The sequence below is a fragment of the Convivina praedatoris genome (genome assembly GCF_933208495.1).
In the GTDB taxonomy this organism is placed as follows: Bacteria; Bacillota; Bacilli; order Lactobacillales; family Lactobacillaceae; genus Convivina; species Convivina praedatoris.
On the sequence record NZ_CAKOET010000006.1, the window covers coordinates 1 to 12,938 of the forward strand.

The window sequence follows — 12,938 nt, forward strand, 5'->3', positions numbered from 1 at the left end:
ATCGAACGCTTGTTCGTATATCTGTTCAATGCTGGAATAACGCTCTCCTTTTGCTAACTTGTATGTAGCAAATTCTTCACGGGTTAAGCTATCACCATGCCAAACAATACCGTCAATATTTCTAATAGCTAGATTAAACAATAGGAAAGGAATGGCACGGTCTGAAAATTCTTCACAGTAATAATAAGCGGCTGGATTGTCACACCAGCGCTTAATCGTTAGACCACCAGTACCAGCGCAAATATCTGCATTACTTGTAGTTGTACCTAATAGAGCATTAGCAACCGTTGCAACCCCATCAGGTGTGTAGTCTTGCTTCTTGCCTTTACGGTCGGCCTGCTCCATCTGAAAGAACTCCGTAAACCAATCAAACGATAAGTCGGACTGCTCAGCTAAAAAAGAATCAAATAGCTTAGTCCGCTGATCACTATCCAACATGATTTTTTCTAGCTTAATCGGAGCTTGATAGCTTTCTTTTACGTCAATCAATTTTAGAAAATCTAATGCCATGTCGCCCCCTCTAATAAACTCCTTATGTACGCCCCGAAGGACGTCAACATTATTGATGATACATAGGCCTTTTAACGTGTTTCCCCAGCACGTATGTTTACACTTCTCTTAACGTATTTGGGTCGAGCTTAACCAAGTTACTAATCTTAACGTTAAATTTATCTTCTACTTTTGCTTGAATTAACTCATCTTCTGTTAAGGCAACTAATAACCACGGCTCTTCATCTGTATAGTCTGTAAATCCGTCAACAAATCCTAATTTATTTAAGTCTTTAGCATCTTCATCACGCTTCCACATCGTCAAATAAAGGTGCTTACTTGGCTCATACCAGCAATATTTATTTTTGTTTTTGTTTAAAAATTTATTAACCATAATTTAGACTCCATATGTACGCCCCTCCCGTCGTTAGAAGGGCGTGTAACTGATTAGTAAGCACACTTAGAAAAATTACCATTCCACCGGTCATTTCTAGTTAGCTTGATGGGTCTTACATCTCTAGGAATGCCCGTGTATTAATTTTCAAGTAACTCTGGATTCTCGTGAATGTTGCCAATGACTTCAAATTGCATTTGGTCATATTCTGAAAATGCTAATGTAGGATAATCAAATCCACTTTCATAAAATCCTTTAATATTGAAGCAATACTTTTCATATACAACAATTCCTAATTTTGGAACTCCAATAAGGATGTCAAACTTAACAATATCTCCCTCATAAATTTCTTTACCATTCTTATCTACTAGTCCGATATATTGTTCCAATAGGCGTTTTTTACCTTTAAACGAGTTTTCTTCGTGAGCGAATCTGAATCCAACCATATCGTCATAATCCTCTCGAACGCCATAACTCATACCAGGAATTTCTCCACCATAAAATTCTGCACGGGTTTCGTCCCATTCCCTAAACTTAATTTCTCTCATATGATTTCCTACCTATCTGTGACAATAACTGAGTCATTATCACCAATGTAAATCGAAATCTTCTTACCTGTTTGATTGTCGACTAGGTTTAATCCGTGACCGCTACGATCGAAGCTAAACTTACCTGTATAGTTGTAAATTTCTTTACCCTGGTAATCTAATACTTTAATATTTCGAACTTGCTTGTCGCTGTCATATTCAATCTTCATGGCCTTTATGTCCTTAACGTATGAAGATGAATGTGTGTAATTATGATAAGCCGACATTCCAGCTAGAATACCAATCACAACTAACATCACAATTCCGGATATAGTAGCATTAACAAGTGGCTTATCACTAAATACATCTTTAATTAGTAACTTTGAAATAGCGTAGAAAACCAATGCTGTAATAGGTACTAACGCCCACAATCCTAACCAAATCCAAAGTGATAGCGGTGTTGGGTTTATATAAAACATATTTATTTCTCCTTCTCAATTTGCTTATACTGCGATAACTTCTAACCTAGCCACACCATCAGTTTTATAAAAATCGTGATGTAGCCCTCTAACGTGTACCATGTTGTCATTCACCAGAAACTTACGACCTTGTACGCTTGCATTCTGCATTCCGTCTAATATAAATTTTTGCGTAAAAGCCCAATTATCTGAGTCAATCCGTTTGTCAGTCAGATACCAGTTAAACTGCACCACGCACGGCCAGTCGAATGCCACACCGTCCACCATCGCTTGCATGACAACCGCCCGACAATAATTAGTGGCCGTTTTCTTCGCTTTGGAAGCGATATAACGATTCGCACGCTCCATCGAGATGTATTTATTCAACGTGTAAGGTCGCAATATATCTGGATCAAACACCAACTTATTCATACCGTTGCTTAATTTCTCTTTTGACATATTCAATTGCGATGTCAATATAACTCCACATTCCGGTCTGTTTAGCTCTAACCATACACTCAATCGCCATTCGTGCATTCAATCCGATATCGAATTCATCTTGTAAATATTCAAAGTCAACTAGCCGGCGAAATCTTTGACCTAGTTCATTTTCAGTTAGGATGTGTCTTAAATAAACTAGAGCCTTTTCTAAGTCTTGCTTCCCTCCTTTATTTCTATGACGAATCAAGTATTTAACAACATTTCCCTGGTAATAATTCAGTTCCCATTCATCGATAATATCGAATACTTCTGTGCCATTCTTACCGACGTAACGCTGTGGGCGTACTAACTCTTCCATGCACTACTCTCCCTCATCCAGCTCAATCATTTGTAGACGATTTGTTCCATGACTAATTCTTTTCTCGTAAGTTTTAGTTGCCATATATTGCAAATAATTAGGTTTCTTGCCTGTCTTCCTAGCAATTTCAGTAATCGTGCCATCACAGATATACTCGTCACCCTTATACAGTGCGTATATCCTGTCCATCTTTCTAACAGCGACTGTCATACATAACTCCTATCATCATTCCCACCGACCGTGTTAAGTCGGTATAATTGCGCTATTTCAGCGTTTACTCTAATACCTGATAAATGGTACTTAGCCATTAAGTTTGCTTCGTCATAATGCCAAGCATCGTGATGGACACGACATAACGCCTCAACTCTGCGCCCCATGTGATTCACCTTGTTGCGGTTGTTACCCTGTCCGATACGTGAACCTTCCAAATGATGGAGGTCGGCCTTCTTACCGCAGATAACACAAGATTTATTCATCAAGCAGGCGTATTCCCACTTGCTGACTTCTTCGGGTGCCAACTCTTGGATTGGCAGGAAACTTAAACCAACATTGTGGTCCAAGCAGAATTGCAACAGCATACTGATAAATTCGTTAGCCTGACTTTTCACACCCTTGCGGTCGCTTAGGCTGAAATCTTCCACGCCATAATATCTGGCATACATCGCTTTGAAATTGTCGTAAATCAGGTTAGGATAACTCGCCCAATAACCACCAATTTCACTCTTGGCAATGTCACCGATAATCGCCCAAGCAAAGTTACGCTGTTGTGAATTCACATGGCGCTTGTCGTCAATGTATATCCCAACTTGATGTGTATGCTGTGGGTCGTATTTGTCCAGCTTGTACAGCTCGCTATCGTCGTTTAATTCAATCGTTAAAACTGAACCTCGACGGCTAAGCACCTTTCCGGTTAGTTCCATATCCAGACTCCAAAGCAACTAAGGCTTCGTACAATTTCCAAAAGTATTCCTTGCTTGGCACCTTCTTGTCATTCTCATAGCAATATATTGACGAATAAGAGATACCGGTCATCTTGGCAAGTTGCTTCAACGTCATGTGGTGGCACTTACGAATGGTCTTAAGCGTTATGCCAAATCCGTTGTTAATCATGTCATCGACTGACAAATCTTTGTTTTTCCTAAAATTACCGTTGATAACATCCACTTCTGGAATCTTCAAAAGCTCAATAAACTCATCTACGAAGTAAGTCTTAACCTCGCCTGTATCTTCAAAAATTTCATACGTCAGATACTTCAAATCATGACCATAGCGGCGATTAAACTCGCTAATTACTTGGTCACGTGTCCATCCAATGCGCTCACGATATTTTTTTAAATCAATGTTAGTGATTTCTTCCTGCATGTTATGGCCTCCTATCCCTTGGTTTTAATGCCTCTCAAATCATCCAATGCGGCTTGAAAGTCGTCACTAGGTTGCTGATTATCACCGCCGGTCACCATCTCAGGCTCTTGTACTTGTCGACGACCAAAGTTATTCGACTGTACCTTTGGCTTTTTCTTCGGTCGTTGACCATTTACAAACCCAAGTTCGTTAGCCGTATCGGAATACTGGTCAAATTTCTTAACTAGTCCGCTAGACGTCAACATACTTGGATCGCTCCATGTATCAAACACCCAATGCAACACGTCTGAAAACTCCTGGTACTTAACACCGTTCATGACTAACTTGCTGAAAGTCCCTTTATTTTTAACTTGTCGTCTAGTTGCTTTGTTAAATCCATCTAGCATTTTCTCCGCTAGGAATGGATCGAATAATTGCTCATCACTCTCATCCCCCTGTGAGGGGGTAGGGGGTGTATTATTAATTGATTTATTAGATGATTTATTAAGTGATATATTATCTGCCCCGATTTCGGGGGTAGGTACTCCCGATTTTAGGGGTAGGGTACCCTCATTTTTGGGGGTAGGTACTCCCGTAGATTTCCCTTCATCAGGTTCAACAATGTACAGATAACGTTTACTAATTTCTTTGCTGTTTTCCTTGTATACCACTTTGCTTTTTAGTAACCCTTTTGTGTACAAATCACTCAAAGCATTTTGTACCGTTTTGATACTTTTATGATATTTTTCAGCAAGGCGTTTATTACTTGGAAAAGCCGTGCCTGTTGTATTTTCCAACGTATAGACAAATCCCAGTAACCTAACTTGAAAATCATTAATATTGTCTATCTCATCAACCCAAGCAGGTATTTGAGTGAAATATTTAAGATCTGACATTATTGCTCCAAACTACTAATTATTCAGTGCTTCGGCAATTGGTTTTAACATCTCTTTGATGTCTTTTCCACCATATAAACCGTCGTCGTCAATGCTGTCCCATAGCTTACCGAACTTGTATTTAATTGCTTTCTCAAATACTTCTTTCTCAGTTAGCTTAGGTGGTTGATTCATGCGTAATCGTCGTAGCTCAGCCTCTTTTACGATTTCATTTTCAATCGCATGCTTAAGCTTTCCGGTTGCCGTAAATGATCCAATCTTACGCCATTTAGTAATAGTTAACTTGTGGTCATCATCAAGCTTTCGAGTCTCATTTTGTTTTTGTACAAATCCCTCAAGAGTTGGCAGCCATTCAGATAACTTACTATTCTGAAATTCAGTAAGTTGTTCACCAGCATCCTCAAAGATTGATTCCATTGTGTCGAGCGCTGCAAATGATTGGCTGTTTTCTTCTTTCCAACGCTTAACTAGTTCTTTTTCTTCTGCTTTAGCAACTGACTTACCTTGCTTAATAAATCTATTCAAATCAGCACGCTTACCGCGCATTTCGGCAGCACGTTTTTCATCAGTAACTGGGGTAGACCAATCGAAAGATTGAATACTTGCAAGTGCATCATAAGTTCCAGTTAATTCACCATCTCGAACTTCAATAATTGGTTTCACTTCTGTAACCGTCATTTACTTAAATCCCCCAATTCATCAAATAATTGTCCGTCCGTCGGCTCTTTTTTATTGTTGTCAGTGAACGGATTGTCACTAGTTCCATTTGTAAACTGCTTATCGTTGCCTTGTTCACTTGACCCAATAAAAACATCATTCGGTGTGACATCTAACGTTTGATTGATTTCGCTCTGGGTGTCTTCACTCATAGCGCGTTGCATTTCAGAAGACTTAGGTGCGTATTGAATCAATGATTTAAGCACGGTCTTTTTCGCCATGGAATCAAAATCAGTCTTCCAGGGACCGTTCTTTGATTTTGAAAACTTATTACGATGGGCCTCAATTTTTTCAATTGTCCAGTAGTCTGACTTTCTAAATCCATTGATTAATGTGAAGAAAGCATAGTATCCAACTACTTTCCCAGACTCTTCTCCATCAGTTACCAGTTCTTGAGAATACTTATCCCACTTTGGGTTTTCACCTTCATAAACGGCTACTGATCCAAATGATTTCATTTGGCCACTGCGCATTGCTAACTGCAGTAAACCTTTATAGCCGAGCTGAAACTGTGCATTTCCTTTAAAAGGAACTAGATAAGCCTCTCCAACTGTTGGTAACAGTGAAAGTCCCAGAGCGCTGGCTTTGGTAGCTTCTGTAATAACAGAATTCAAACTAGCATCTTCAAGAGCTGGATTATTAAGAATTGTAATTGCAACTTCACCAGCAAATGATTCAGCAGCTTTACCAGCCGTTGCTTTAAATTGTTCTATCACATCCGGAGTCTTGAGTTTCCTTACTAAGTTATTAGCCATTAGCGTTCCTCCCATTCCAAATCCGTTAAGATGTCATCTCCGTCAACATCGTGTGCAAAGATACCAACATTGATATAGCCGTCGTGAACTTGCTTGATATAGTCTCCTAGCGATGAACCAACCACGATCGTTTGACCGTCTTCTTCTGTTAATTCGTAGACAGTGTCATAATCATTTTCTAGGTCTTCCATCGTCATGTAACAGAACCCACCCAGTTGATTAGGCTCTGAACGCCAAGCCCGCACAACTTTCTGTTTAGGAAGATTTAAAGGCATATACCCCTCGCCATACATCGGCTGTTCTAAAATGTTACTAATAGCCATATTTACCCCTTTCATGTGTTACAATTAGAGGTATAAATTTCTTTGCACGGACAATTTATACCCTGCGCTTAGCCGTTATTGGTTAGGCGCTTTTTTGTTGCTCTTCATTACGTTCCACGTCTCGCTTGATTTCATCATCAGTTGGGTTGTCATCGACCATAAATGCCATAATCATTAAACCGATCGCTGCGACAACAATCACCGAGATAATGAAGTCATTCAGCCACAAATTTAAAGCTCCCATCGGTCTACCTTTCCATTAAGCAAATTAGTTAACTGTTCTACTCTATCGTTTAGGCTAATTAACATTAAGAAGCTGACGAACAGCAATATTGTGCTAAAAACTAATAAAACCCATTCCATGTTTTACCTCCTACATCGGCCTCTTATAGGTCGTCTTTGCTTTAATAAAGGCCAACATTTCCGACTCTGGATAAACTGGCCTTTTTTGATTGGGATAATAAAATTCAGGACATCCCGGCATGCTGACTAATGATTCAACCTTTTCTCGAGATGTCTGCATTTCTTCCATCAAGCCTTGAATGTTAAACATACGGCTTCCATTTGGATCAAAAGCCATATTCCCCTCCTTTCTATATTTTGCTATCCTTTTGTTACTGGCATTGCCGTGCCTAGTAAATTGAAAGGAGAAAATACCATGAAAAATAAAATTATATTTGAAAATGCAGAAACGAATGAGCATTTAACAATCCTAGATGTTCAAAAAATTGATATTTCATTTTCAGATACTCAAGTTAAAGATTCATTCTCTGGTATCGACCTAGATCAGGCGTTCGTAAACTTATATGATCGTCATTGGTCAAGTGTAAAAATAAACGATAATAAAACACTTTCTAGTAGATACTGGATTGCTGAATCTTATGAAGAATCAAATTAATGGTTATTCGGAACTCTGACTTTTACGTCGAGTTCTTTTTAATTTAACAATGAGTGTAAGCCCATCTGGATATTCCTTTGTTCGTCCTATTCTAAAACCAGCAATATCACCCAAATCTAATAATTTAATAACACGCTTTTTATCAATTAACATCACTCAATCGCCTCCTTTCTGTTTGGTTATTATTTAGATTTGCTATACTTTCCTTATCAGCCCCACGCTGAAATTTAGGAAAGGAATAACTAGGTATGAATAAAAATGAATTTCCTGTTTCTCGTGAAGCTTATGAATTGCAAATTATCATGCTAGAAAAATCTAAAAAATTCATAACCGACAACGACATTGATGAGAACTCTAAACAAGGCCAAACACTGATGAAATTAACCTATGAATTAGTGAACGTTTCTTTTGATTTCGTGAAGGATAATTTTCCAAAATAGCATTGGTGGCGTTAATCCTTGTCTGTAAGCTATACTCATCATTTCTTGAAATTTCATCAAGCTGTCTAATTTTTAATTTAGATAGTTTTTTATTTTGCAATTATGTTCTCTCCTTTCTGTTTGGTTATTGGTTCTGTAGTTCTTGGTTTGTTTCTATTTTTCGAACATTTAAACCAAAAAAATATCAGAAATATCAACATTCAACTTTTTGGCAATTGCTTTAGCTCTCATGGGTCTCATCTTACCGCCATTGACATATCTAGTCATTGCAGCAGAGTCTGTACCAATGTCAGCAGCTAGCTTTGAAAGATTATATCCATTTTTAATAATCAGTTTTTTAAACTGTTCAGGATGTTTCAAACCAACATTACTAGTCTTAATAGATGTTGCCATTTTACGCCCCCTCTCTATCTGATGTATTTATCATAACACGTATGCTTTTATTTTTCAAACACTTTTTATATTATTTTGTTTATTTTTGTATTTGTTATGTTTATTCTTGTTATTAAAGGATTAATAAAATGACTGATACTAATAATTTCGGAAACAAAATAAAACAAATAAGGGAAATGAAGGGATTTTCTCTAAGACAAACAGCCATGCAAGCTAAGATGTCATCATCATATTTATCACAAGTTGAAAATAGCAGAGTTGAAATTCCTACTCCAAAGACTTTATATAAAATCGCAACCGGACTACGTATCGATAATGATGAGATATTGAAACTGGCTGGAATCGTTCCTGAAAAAATACCAAACGAGCTTACCATTTCATCTACACCGGCCACTGTATCAATTCCAATTTATGGTCGGATCGCTGCTGGGTACCCTGAAGGTGCCAAGGAAGATATAGAGGGTACTGTAAAAATAGATGATGATTTGATTCAGCGTTATGGAAAAGATAATTTACTAGCTCTTAGAGTCAACGGTGAGAGTATGAATAAATTCATACCTAACGGTGCCGTAGCTATTCTTGCCAAGTTAGATACTTGTGAAATAACCAACGGTGACATTTGTGGAGTGATTATTGATAGTGAAGCTGCGACGCTTAAACACGTTTACCAATACCCTGACAAAATCAGGTTTGAGCCGGACAGTTGGTTATCTGAATTTAAACCATTCGAATACAAAAAAGAAGATGTCGAAAACGATAACCCTCCTATTCAAATTATAGGTAAGTTAGTACATCAACAATCGTCATTTTAAATTTATGCACAGAACTACATTACATAAGAAGCCTATACTATGGTTTGTAATTGGAGTAAATAAAGGTTTAGAAATGAAGTTATTTAAAAGAAAAGATGAAAAACTTGAAGAAAAAATAATAACCCTTAATAATTCTATTGATGAAAAAAATAATGAGCTAAATATCATTAGAAAAAAGATTGTTTTAGCAAATCAAGACCTTGAGAATATTAATAATGAAATTGAAATGGGTTTTTATGAACCTACATATCAATTAACCGATAGTTTGACATTAAAAGAAAAATTAAAAGGTATTATTGAATCTGAAAAGCTACTTGTTAGAAACAAACAAGCATTTATAATTACCCAAAGCTATACTTTCAATCAATCAATAGCCAAAGGCAAAACAATGCAGAATAAAAGCGGCTCTGCACTTATCAGAGCGTTTAACGGAGAAGCAACTGGAATAATAAATAAAGTAACTGCAAATAATTACGAAAATAAATTAGAATCTCTCACAAAAAGCTATGAGAAATTAAACAGTCTTTTTGACAGCTTTTCATTTGTTGTAATATCGAATGAATATTTAAAATTAAAAATTGAAGAACTTACTTTATCTGTTGAATACGCATTAAAAAAACAAGAAGAAAAAGACATTCTAAAAGAACAAAGAGAGCGTGAAATCGAGGAAAAAAAGCTTCAAAAAGAAGTAGAAATTCAACATAAGATAATTGAAAAAGAACGAAAGCAGTACCAAAATGCATTATCCAAACTAGAGAAACAAGAAAAAAATGACGAAATTCTCGAACAAATTGCTTCATTGAAGTTAGAATTGCAACGACTTGATGATGACGCAAAAGAACTTGATTATCGAATTTCAAATTCAAAAGCTGGTTATGTATACATCATTAGCAACATAGGTTCATTTGGACAGAATGTCTACAAAATTGGAGTAACTAGACGTCTTACACCGATGGACAGAATCGATGAATTAGGAAGTGCGTCTGTCCCATTTAAATTTGATGTTCATGCACTTATTTTTTCAGAAAACGCATTCCAACTAGAAAGAGAACTCCATAAAGAGTTTACAAATAGTCGTGTTAATCATATTAACAATAGAAAAGAATATTTTAATGTATCTTTAGATGAAATCAAGAAATTTATTAAAGAACAAAAAAATATAACAATCGAATGGCATGATCATCCAGAAAATTCTGAATTTGAGTTATCTCAGAAAAGCAATCAAAGAACCAATAGATAATCAACGTGCAGGCAGGAACCACGTTAAAAGCTATAGGGAGAGGAAATTTGAACAAAAAAGTATTAATTCCAATATTAGCAGTAATTGTTATCGCAATTATCGGAGTAATTGGTTTTAAAGTTTACAGTGATAATAATGTAAAGGCAGACTATACTACGACGGTTGCAGAGAAAAAATTAAATGCCGGTGAAAACTTGGACGGAAAAATAATAGATGTTGAAATTGCCAGTGTAGAAAATAATACTCCTCTTGGTCAGAATATATGGGCTGGAGAACACCTGAATTTCTATCCAGATAAACAGCAACACAACTTAAAAAAGGGACAACATATCAAGTTTAAAATATCAGAAACAAAATCATCACTTGGATCTTGGTTTATTAAAGGAACTGTTGTTAGTACTAAATAAAAAAGCCCCGCGGGGCGTACATAGGGCATTCGTCAACCAATTTCTCTCTTTAATACGCTCAATTCCTCTTGACGATGTAAGTCCCGATATATAGGCATTCACTAGAACTAACTCACTTATTCTCCAGTAAGCAATAACACTATTATCCTTGTGTATGCTAGTGATGTAAGTCCTAATACATACCGGGCATTCATCATTCGTTCTAAAAATTATCCCAATAACTCCGAATATGCTTCCTGGATGATGATATAAGTCCCAATTACATATAGGCATTTTTCAGTGACTCCTGATGAATATTTACATTTCCCATACTGACAATGTAAGTCCTACTACATAGTGCTGGGGAACCACGTTAAAAGCCAACCTAACTTCTCTGTTATAGAGGAGTGCTAACCTACATGCTCTTCGGGGCGTACATAGGGCATAAGCCTTTTTATTTGTCCCAATTTGTTAAATTTTAAGGTTTATTACAACTATTTCTTCATTGTAAATTGTCAAAATGGCGTTTTTGTCAATTTACATCACGTTGTATGCCATGCAAAAGTTTAAAAATTACAATTATTCAAAAGTTGGTTAGGAAATAAATATGGCGACATATACCAAAACACAAGGCGGAAAATACCGAGCTAGAGTATCTGTTAAAGAAAATGGTAAATATAAACAAATTAGTAAGCAAGGTTTTCGCACAAAAAAGGAAGCTATTTTGTGGGCATCTGAAATCGAAGCAGGCTATGTTGATCGAGTAAAAAATAAATATGAAAATATGCTGTTATCAGAATATTTTGAAAAATGGGTCGACACCTATAAATCAAAGATGGAATCAGCTACTCAATATCAGTACCAAAACACGCTCGATAATATCGTTAAGTATCTGCCCGATGTGAAGCTACTGGATTTCACCCGCACCGACTTTCAAAATTTTATTAACGAGTTTGGCAAGGACCACTCAAAGGAAACCGTAGCTAAAAGAAAAAATCATATTAGCCAGGCTTTAGAAGACGCCTATGCTGACGGAATCATTAAGAATAACCCCACTATCCGTATTCAGCTTGTAGGTACGCCTGGTAAGTCGGCTTATGACAAGTTCCTAGAAGATAAGGAACTAATAAAATTGGATCGTTACGTTAAGGAAAAATTGATTCAATATCCACATTCAAAATCATACCTAGCTATTTATATTTCAATCCATACCGGAATGCGTATTTGTGAAATTATGGCGCTACAATCTGATGATATTGATTTTAAAAATAAGACTATTTCTGTTAATAAAGCACTTGACCAGTACCGTCATGTTAAATCAACCAAAACAGAGTCAAGCAACCGGGTTATTTCTGTTGATGACGACTTACTAGAAGAACTTAAAGGAATCGATGGGCCAATAGCAGATGTTAGCAATTATGGAGCTGGTAAGACATTAAAAAAGGCAATCAAGGAGCTTGGTATCAAGACCGTATCATTTCACGCTCTAAGACACTCTCACGGTTCTTTATTACTCAGCCAAGGTGTTGATATTAAATACGTTTCTGCTCGCCTAGGTCACAAGAATATATCCACTACAATCGACGTGTATACCCACCTTCTTAATTCTCAAAAGGAAAGTGAGGAGGAAAAGACACAACAGATTATGACATCCGTTTTTAAGTCTAAATCCGTCTAAAAAGTGTCTAAATATTTACAGAACTACACAGAATTAAACATAAAAATACCGAAAAACACAGTTAACTATAACAAAGAAAAACCCCGGTGTAATCACGTTAAAGGCGATTATACCGGGGTTTTAAGAGTTTTATTAAAACATATAAGAATGCCGACTGCCGGACTCAAACCGGCGACCCCCTCATTACTAGTGAGGTGCTCTATCAACTGAGCTAAGTCGGCAAAAGAAGCACTCAGATATTATATCACATAGTATCAGATACTTCAACAACATTTTCTTCAAATGTTGAGATACGGGTGACAGGAATCGAACCTGCACGGATTACTCCACTGGAACCTAAATCCAGCGCGTCTGCCAGTTCCGCCACACCCGCATTGCTTTTAAACAACCAT

The 12,938-nt window shown here is 36.9% G+C and carries 23 protein-coding genes and 2 tRNA genes; 6 read left to right on the forward strand and 19 right to left on the reverse strand.

From position 1 onward, the window contains the following. The 15 genes from M4974_RS06005 to M4974_RS06075 form a co-directional block, all read right to left on the reverse strand. The coding region (locus tag M4974_RS06005) for an N-6 DNA methylase (RefSeq protein ID WP_248715851.1) at positions 1–510 on the reverse strand (510 nt) is incomplete at its 3' end. Between the two features lie 97 nt (positions 511–607). Beyond that, entirely contained in the window at positions 608–883 is a 276-nt protein-coding gene (locus tag M4974_RS06010; RefSeq protein ID WP_248715852.1) for a hypothetical protein, read from the reverse strand. 140 nt (positions 884–1,023) lie between these two features. Then, entirely contained in the window at positions 1,024–1,431 is a 408-nt protein-coding gene (locus M4974_RS06015; protein WP_248715853.1) for a YopX family protein, read from the reverse strand. Between the two features lie 8 nt (positions 1,432–1,439). Beyond that, positions 1,440–1,889, reverse strand: a complete 450-nt coding sequence (locus M4974_RS06020) for a hypothetical protein (protein ID WP_248706870.1) — start codon at positions 1,887–1,889, stop codon at positions 1,440–1,442. A gap of 24 nt (positions 1,890–1,913) precedes the next feature. Beyond that, complete coding sequence (locus M4974_RS06025) at positions 1,914–2,327, reverse strand: dTDP-glucose pyrophosphorylase (protein ID WP_248715854.1); 414 nt, start codon at positions 2,325–2,327, stop codon at positions 1,914–1,916. Continuing rightward, positions 2,293–2,667, reverse strand: coding sequence for a DUF3310 domain-containing protein (locus tag M4974_RS06030; RefSeq protein WP_248715855.1), 375 nt, complete (start codon positions 2,665–2,667; stop codon positions 2,293–2,295). The genes M4974_RS06025 and M4974_RS06030 overlap by 35 nt, the downstream gene beginning before the upstream one ends. Positions 2,668–2,670: 3 nt before the next feature. Beyond that, positions 2,671–2,877, reverse strand: a complete 207-nt coding sequence (locus M4974_RS06035; RefSeq protein WP_248715856.1) for a hypothetical protein — start codon at positions 2,875–2,877, stop codon at positions 2,671–2,673. After that, complete coding sequence (locus M4974_RS06040; protein ID WP_248715857.1) at positions 2,874–3,587, reverse strand: putative HNHc nuclease; 714 nt, start codon at positions 3,585–3,587, stop codon at positions 2,874–2,876. Before M4974_RS06040 ends, M4974_RS06035 begins: the two co-directional genes overlap by 4 nt. Beyond that, on the reverse strand, positions 3,562–4,029 hold the full coding sequence (locus M4974_RS06045) for a helix-turn-helix domain-containing protein (protein ID WP_248715858.1): 468 nt from the start codon (positions 4,027–4,029) through the stop codon (positions 3,562–3,564). The genes M4974_RS06040 and M4974_RS06045 overlap by 26 nt, the downstream gene beginning before the upstream one ends. Positions 4,030–4,040: 11 nt before the next feature. Continuing rightward, positions 4,041–4,904, reverse strand: coding sequence for a helix-turn-helix domain-containing protein (locus M4974_RS06050; protein WP_248715859.1), 864 nt, complete (start codon positions 4,902–4,904; stop codon positions 4,041–4,043). Between the two features lie 15 nt (positions 4,905–4,919). Beyond that, entirely contained in the window at positions 4,920–5,582 is a 663-nt protein-coding gene (locus tag M4974_RS06055) for a hypothetical protein (RefSeq protein WP_248715860.1), read from the reverse strand. Beyond that, positions 5,579–6,376 carry a recombinase RecT gene (locus M4974_RS06060; protein WP_248715861.1) on the reverse strand — a complete coding sequence of 266 codons (798 nt, stop codon included), beginning with the start codon at positions 6,374–6,376 and terminating at the stop codon, positions 5,579–5,581. The genes M4974_RS06055 and M4974_RS06060 overlap by 4 nt, the downstream gene beginning before the upstream one ends. Continuing rightward, positions 6,376–6,699, reverse strand: coding sequence for a hypothetical protein (locus tag M4974_RS06065; RefSeq protein WP_248715862.1), 324 nt, complete (start codon positions 6,697–6,699; stop codon positions 6,376–6,378). Before M4974_RS06065 ends, M4974_RS06060 begins: the two co-directional genes overlap by 1 nt. Positions 6,700–6,781: 82 nt before the next feature. After that, positions 6,782–6,943 carry a hypothetical protein gene (locus tag M4974_RS06070; RefSeq protein ID WP_248706555.1) on the reverse strand — a complete coding sequence of 54 codons (162 nt, stop codon included), beginning with the start codon at positions 6,941–6,943 and terminating at the stop codon, positions 6,782–6,784. Positions 6,944–7,072: 129 nt separating this feature from the next. Continuing rightward, positions 7,073–7,279, reverse strand: a complete 207-nt coding sequence (locus M4974_RS06075; RefSeq protein WP_116585382.1) for a hypothetical protein — start codon at positions 7,277–7,279, stop codon at positions 7,073–7,075. 78 nt (positions 7,280–7,357) lie between these two features. On the opposite strand from M4974_RS06075, the gene M4974_RS06080 reads away from it, so the two are divergent. Beyond that, positions 7,358–7,597 carry a hypothetical protein gene (locus M4974_RS06080; RefSeq protein ID WP_248706776.1) on the forward strand — a complete coding sequence of 80 codons (240 nt, stop codon included), beginning with the start codon at positions 7,358–7,360 and terminating at the stop codon, positions 7,595–7,597. A 3-nt stretch (positions 7,598–7,600) separates the two neighbouring features. On the opposite strand, the gene M4974_RS06085 is transcribed toward M4974_RS06080, so the two are convergent. Next, positions 7,601–7,750: a hypothetical protein gene (locus M4974_RS06085; protein ID WP_248706775.1), complete on the reverse strand. Its 150-nt coding sequence runs from the start codon at positions 7,748–7,750 to the stop codon at positions 7,601–7,603. Positions 7,751–7,845: 95 nt separating this feature from the next. Between M4974_RS06085 and M4974_RS06090 the strand changes: the two genes are divergently transcribed. Further along, a complete protein-coding gene (locus M4974_RS06090) occupies positions 7,846–8,037 on the forward strand; it encodes a hypothetical protein (RefSeq protein WP_089940464.1) in 192 nt (63 codons plus the stop codon). Positions 8,038–8,205: 168 nt separating this feature from the next. On the opposite strand, the gene M4974_RS06095 is transcribed toward M4974_RS06090, so the two are convergent. Beyond that, positions 8,206–8,430, reverse strand: a complete 225-nt coding sequence (locus M4974_RS06095; protein ID WP_248706554.1) for a helix-turn-helix domain-containing protein — start codon at positions 8,428–8,430, stop codon at positions 8,206–8,208. A 128-nt stretch (positions 8,431–8,558) separates the two neighbouring features. On the opposite strand from M4974_RS06095, the gene M4974_RS06100 reads away from it, so the two are divergent. The 4 genes from M4974_RS06100 (at position 8,559) to M4974_RS06115 (ending at position 12,546) form a co-directional block, all read left to right on the forward strand. After that, complete coding sequence (locus M4974_RS06100; protein ID WP_248715863.1) at positions 8,559–9,242, forward strand: helix-turn-helix domain-containing protein; 684 nt, start codon at positions 8,559–8,561, stop codon at positions 9,240–9,242. 4 nt (positions 9,243–9,246) lie between these two features. Further along, positions 9,247–10,482, forward strand: a complete 1,236-nt coding sequence (locus M4974_RS06105; protein WP_248715864.1) for a DUF4041 domain-containing protein — start codon at positions 9,247–9,249, stop codon at positions 10,480–10,482. Between the two features lie 47 nt (positions 10,483–10,529). Then, a complete protein-coding gene (locus M4974_RS06110) occupies positions 10,530–10,889 on the forward strand; it encodes a hypothetical protein (protein ID WP_248715865.1) in 360 nt (119 codons plus the stop codon). A 586-nt stretch (positions 10,890–11,475) separates the two neighbouring features. Further along, positions 11,476–12,546, forward strand: a complete 1,071-nt coding sequence (locus M4974_RS06115) for a site-specific integrase (RefSeq protein ID WP_248715866.1) — start codon at positions 11,476–11,478, stop codon at positions 12,544–12,546. A gap of 148 nt (positions 12,547–12,694) precedes the next feature. Here the strand turns inward: M4974_RS06115 and M4974_RS06120 are convergent. Next, positions 12,695–12,767, reverse strand: a tRNA-Thr gene (locus M4974_RS06120). 70 nt (positions 12,768–12,837) lie between these two features. After that, positions 12,838–12,919, reverse strand: a tRNA-Leu gene (locus tag M4974_RS06125). Positions 12,920–12,938: the final 19 nt, after the last annotated feature.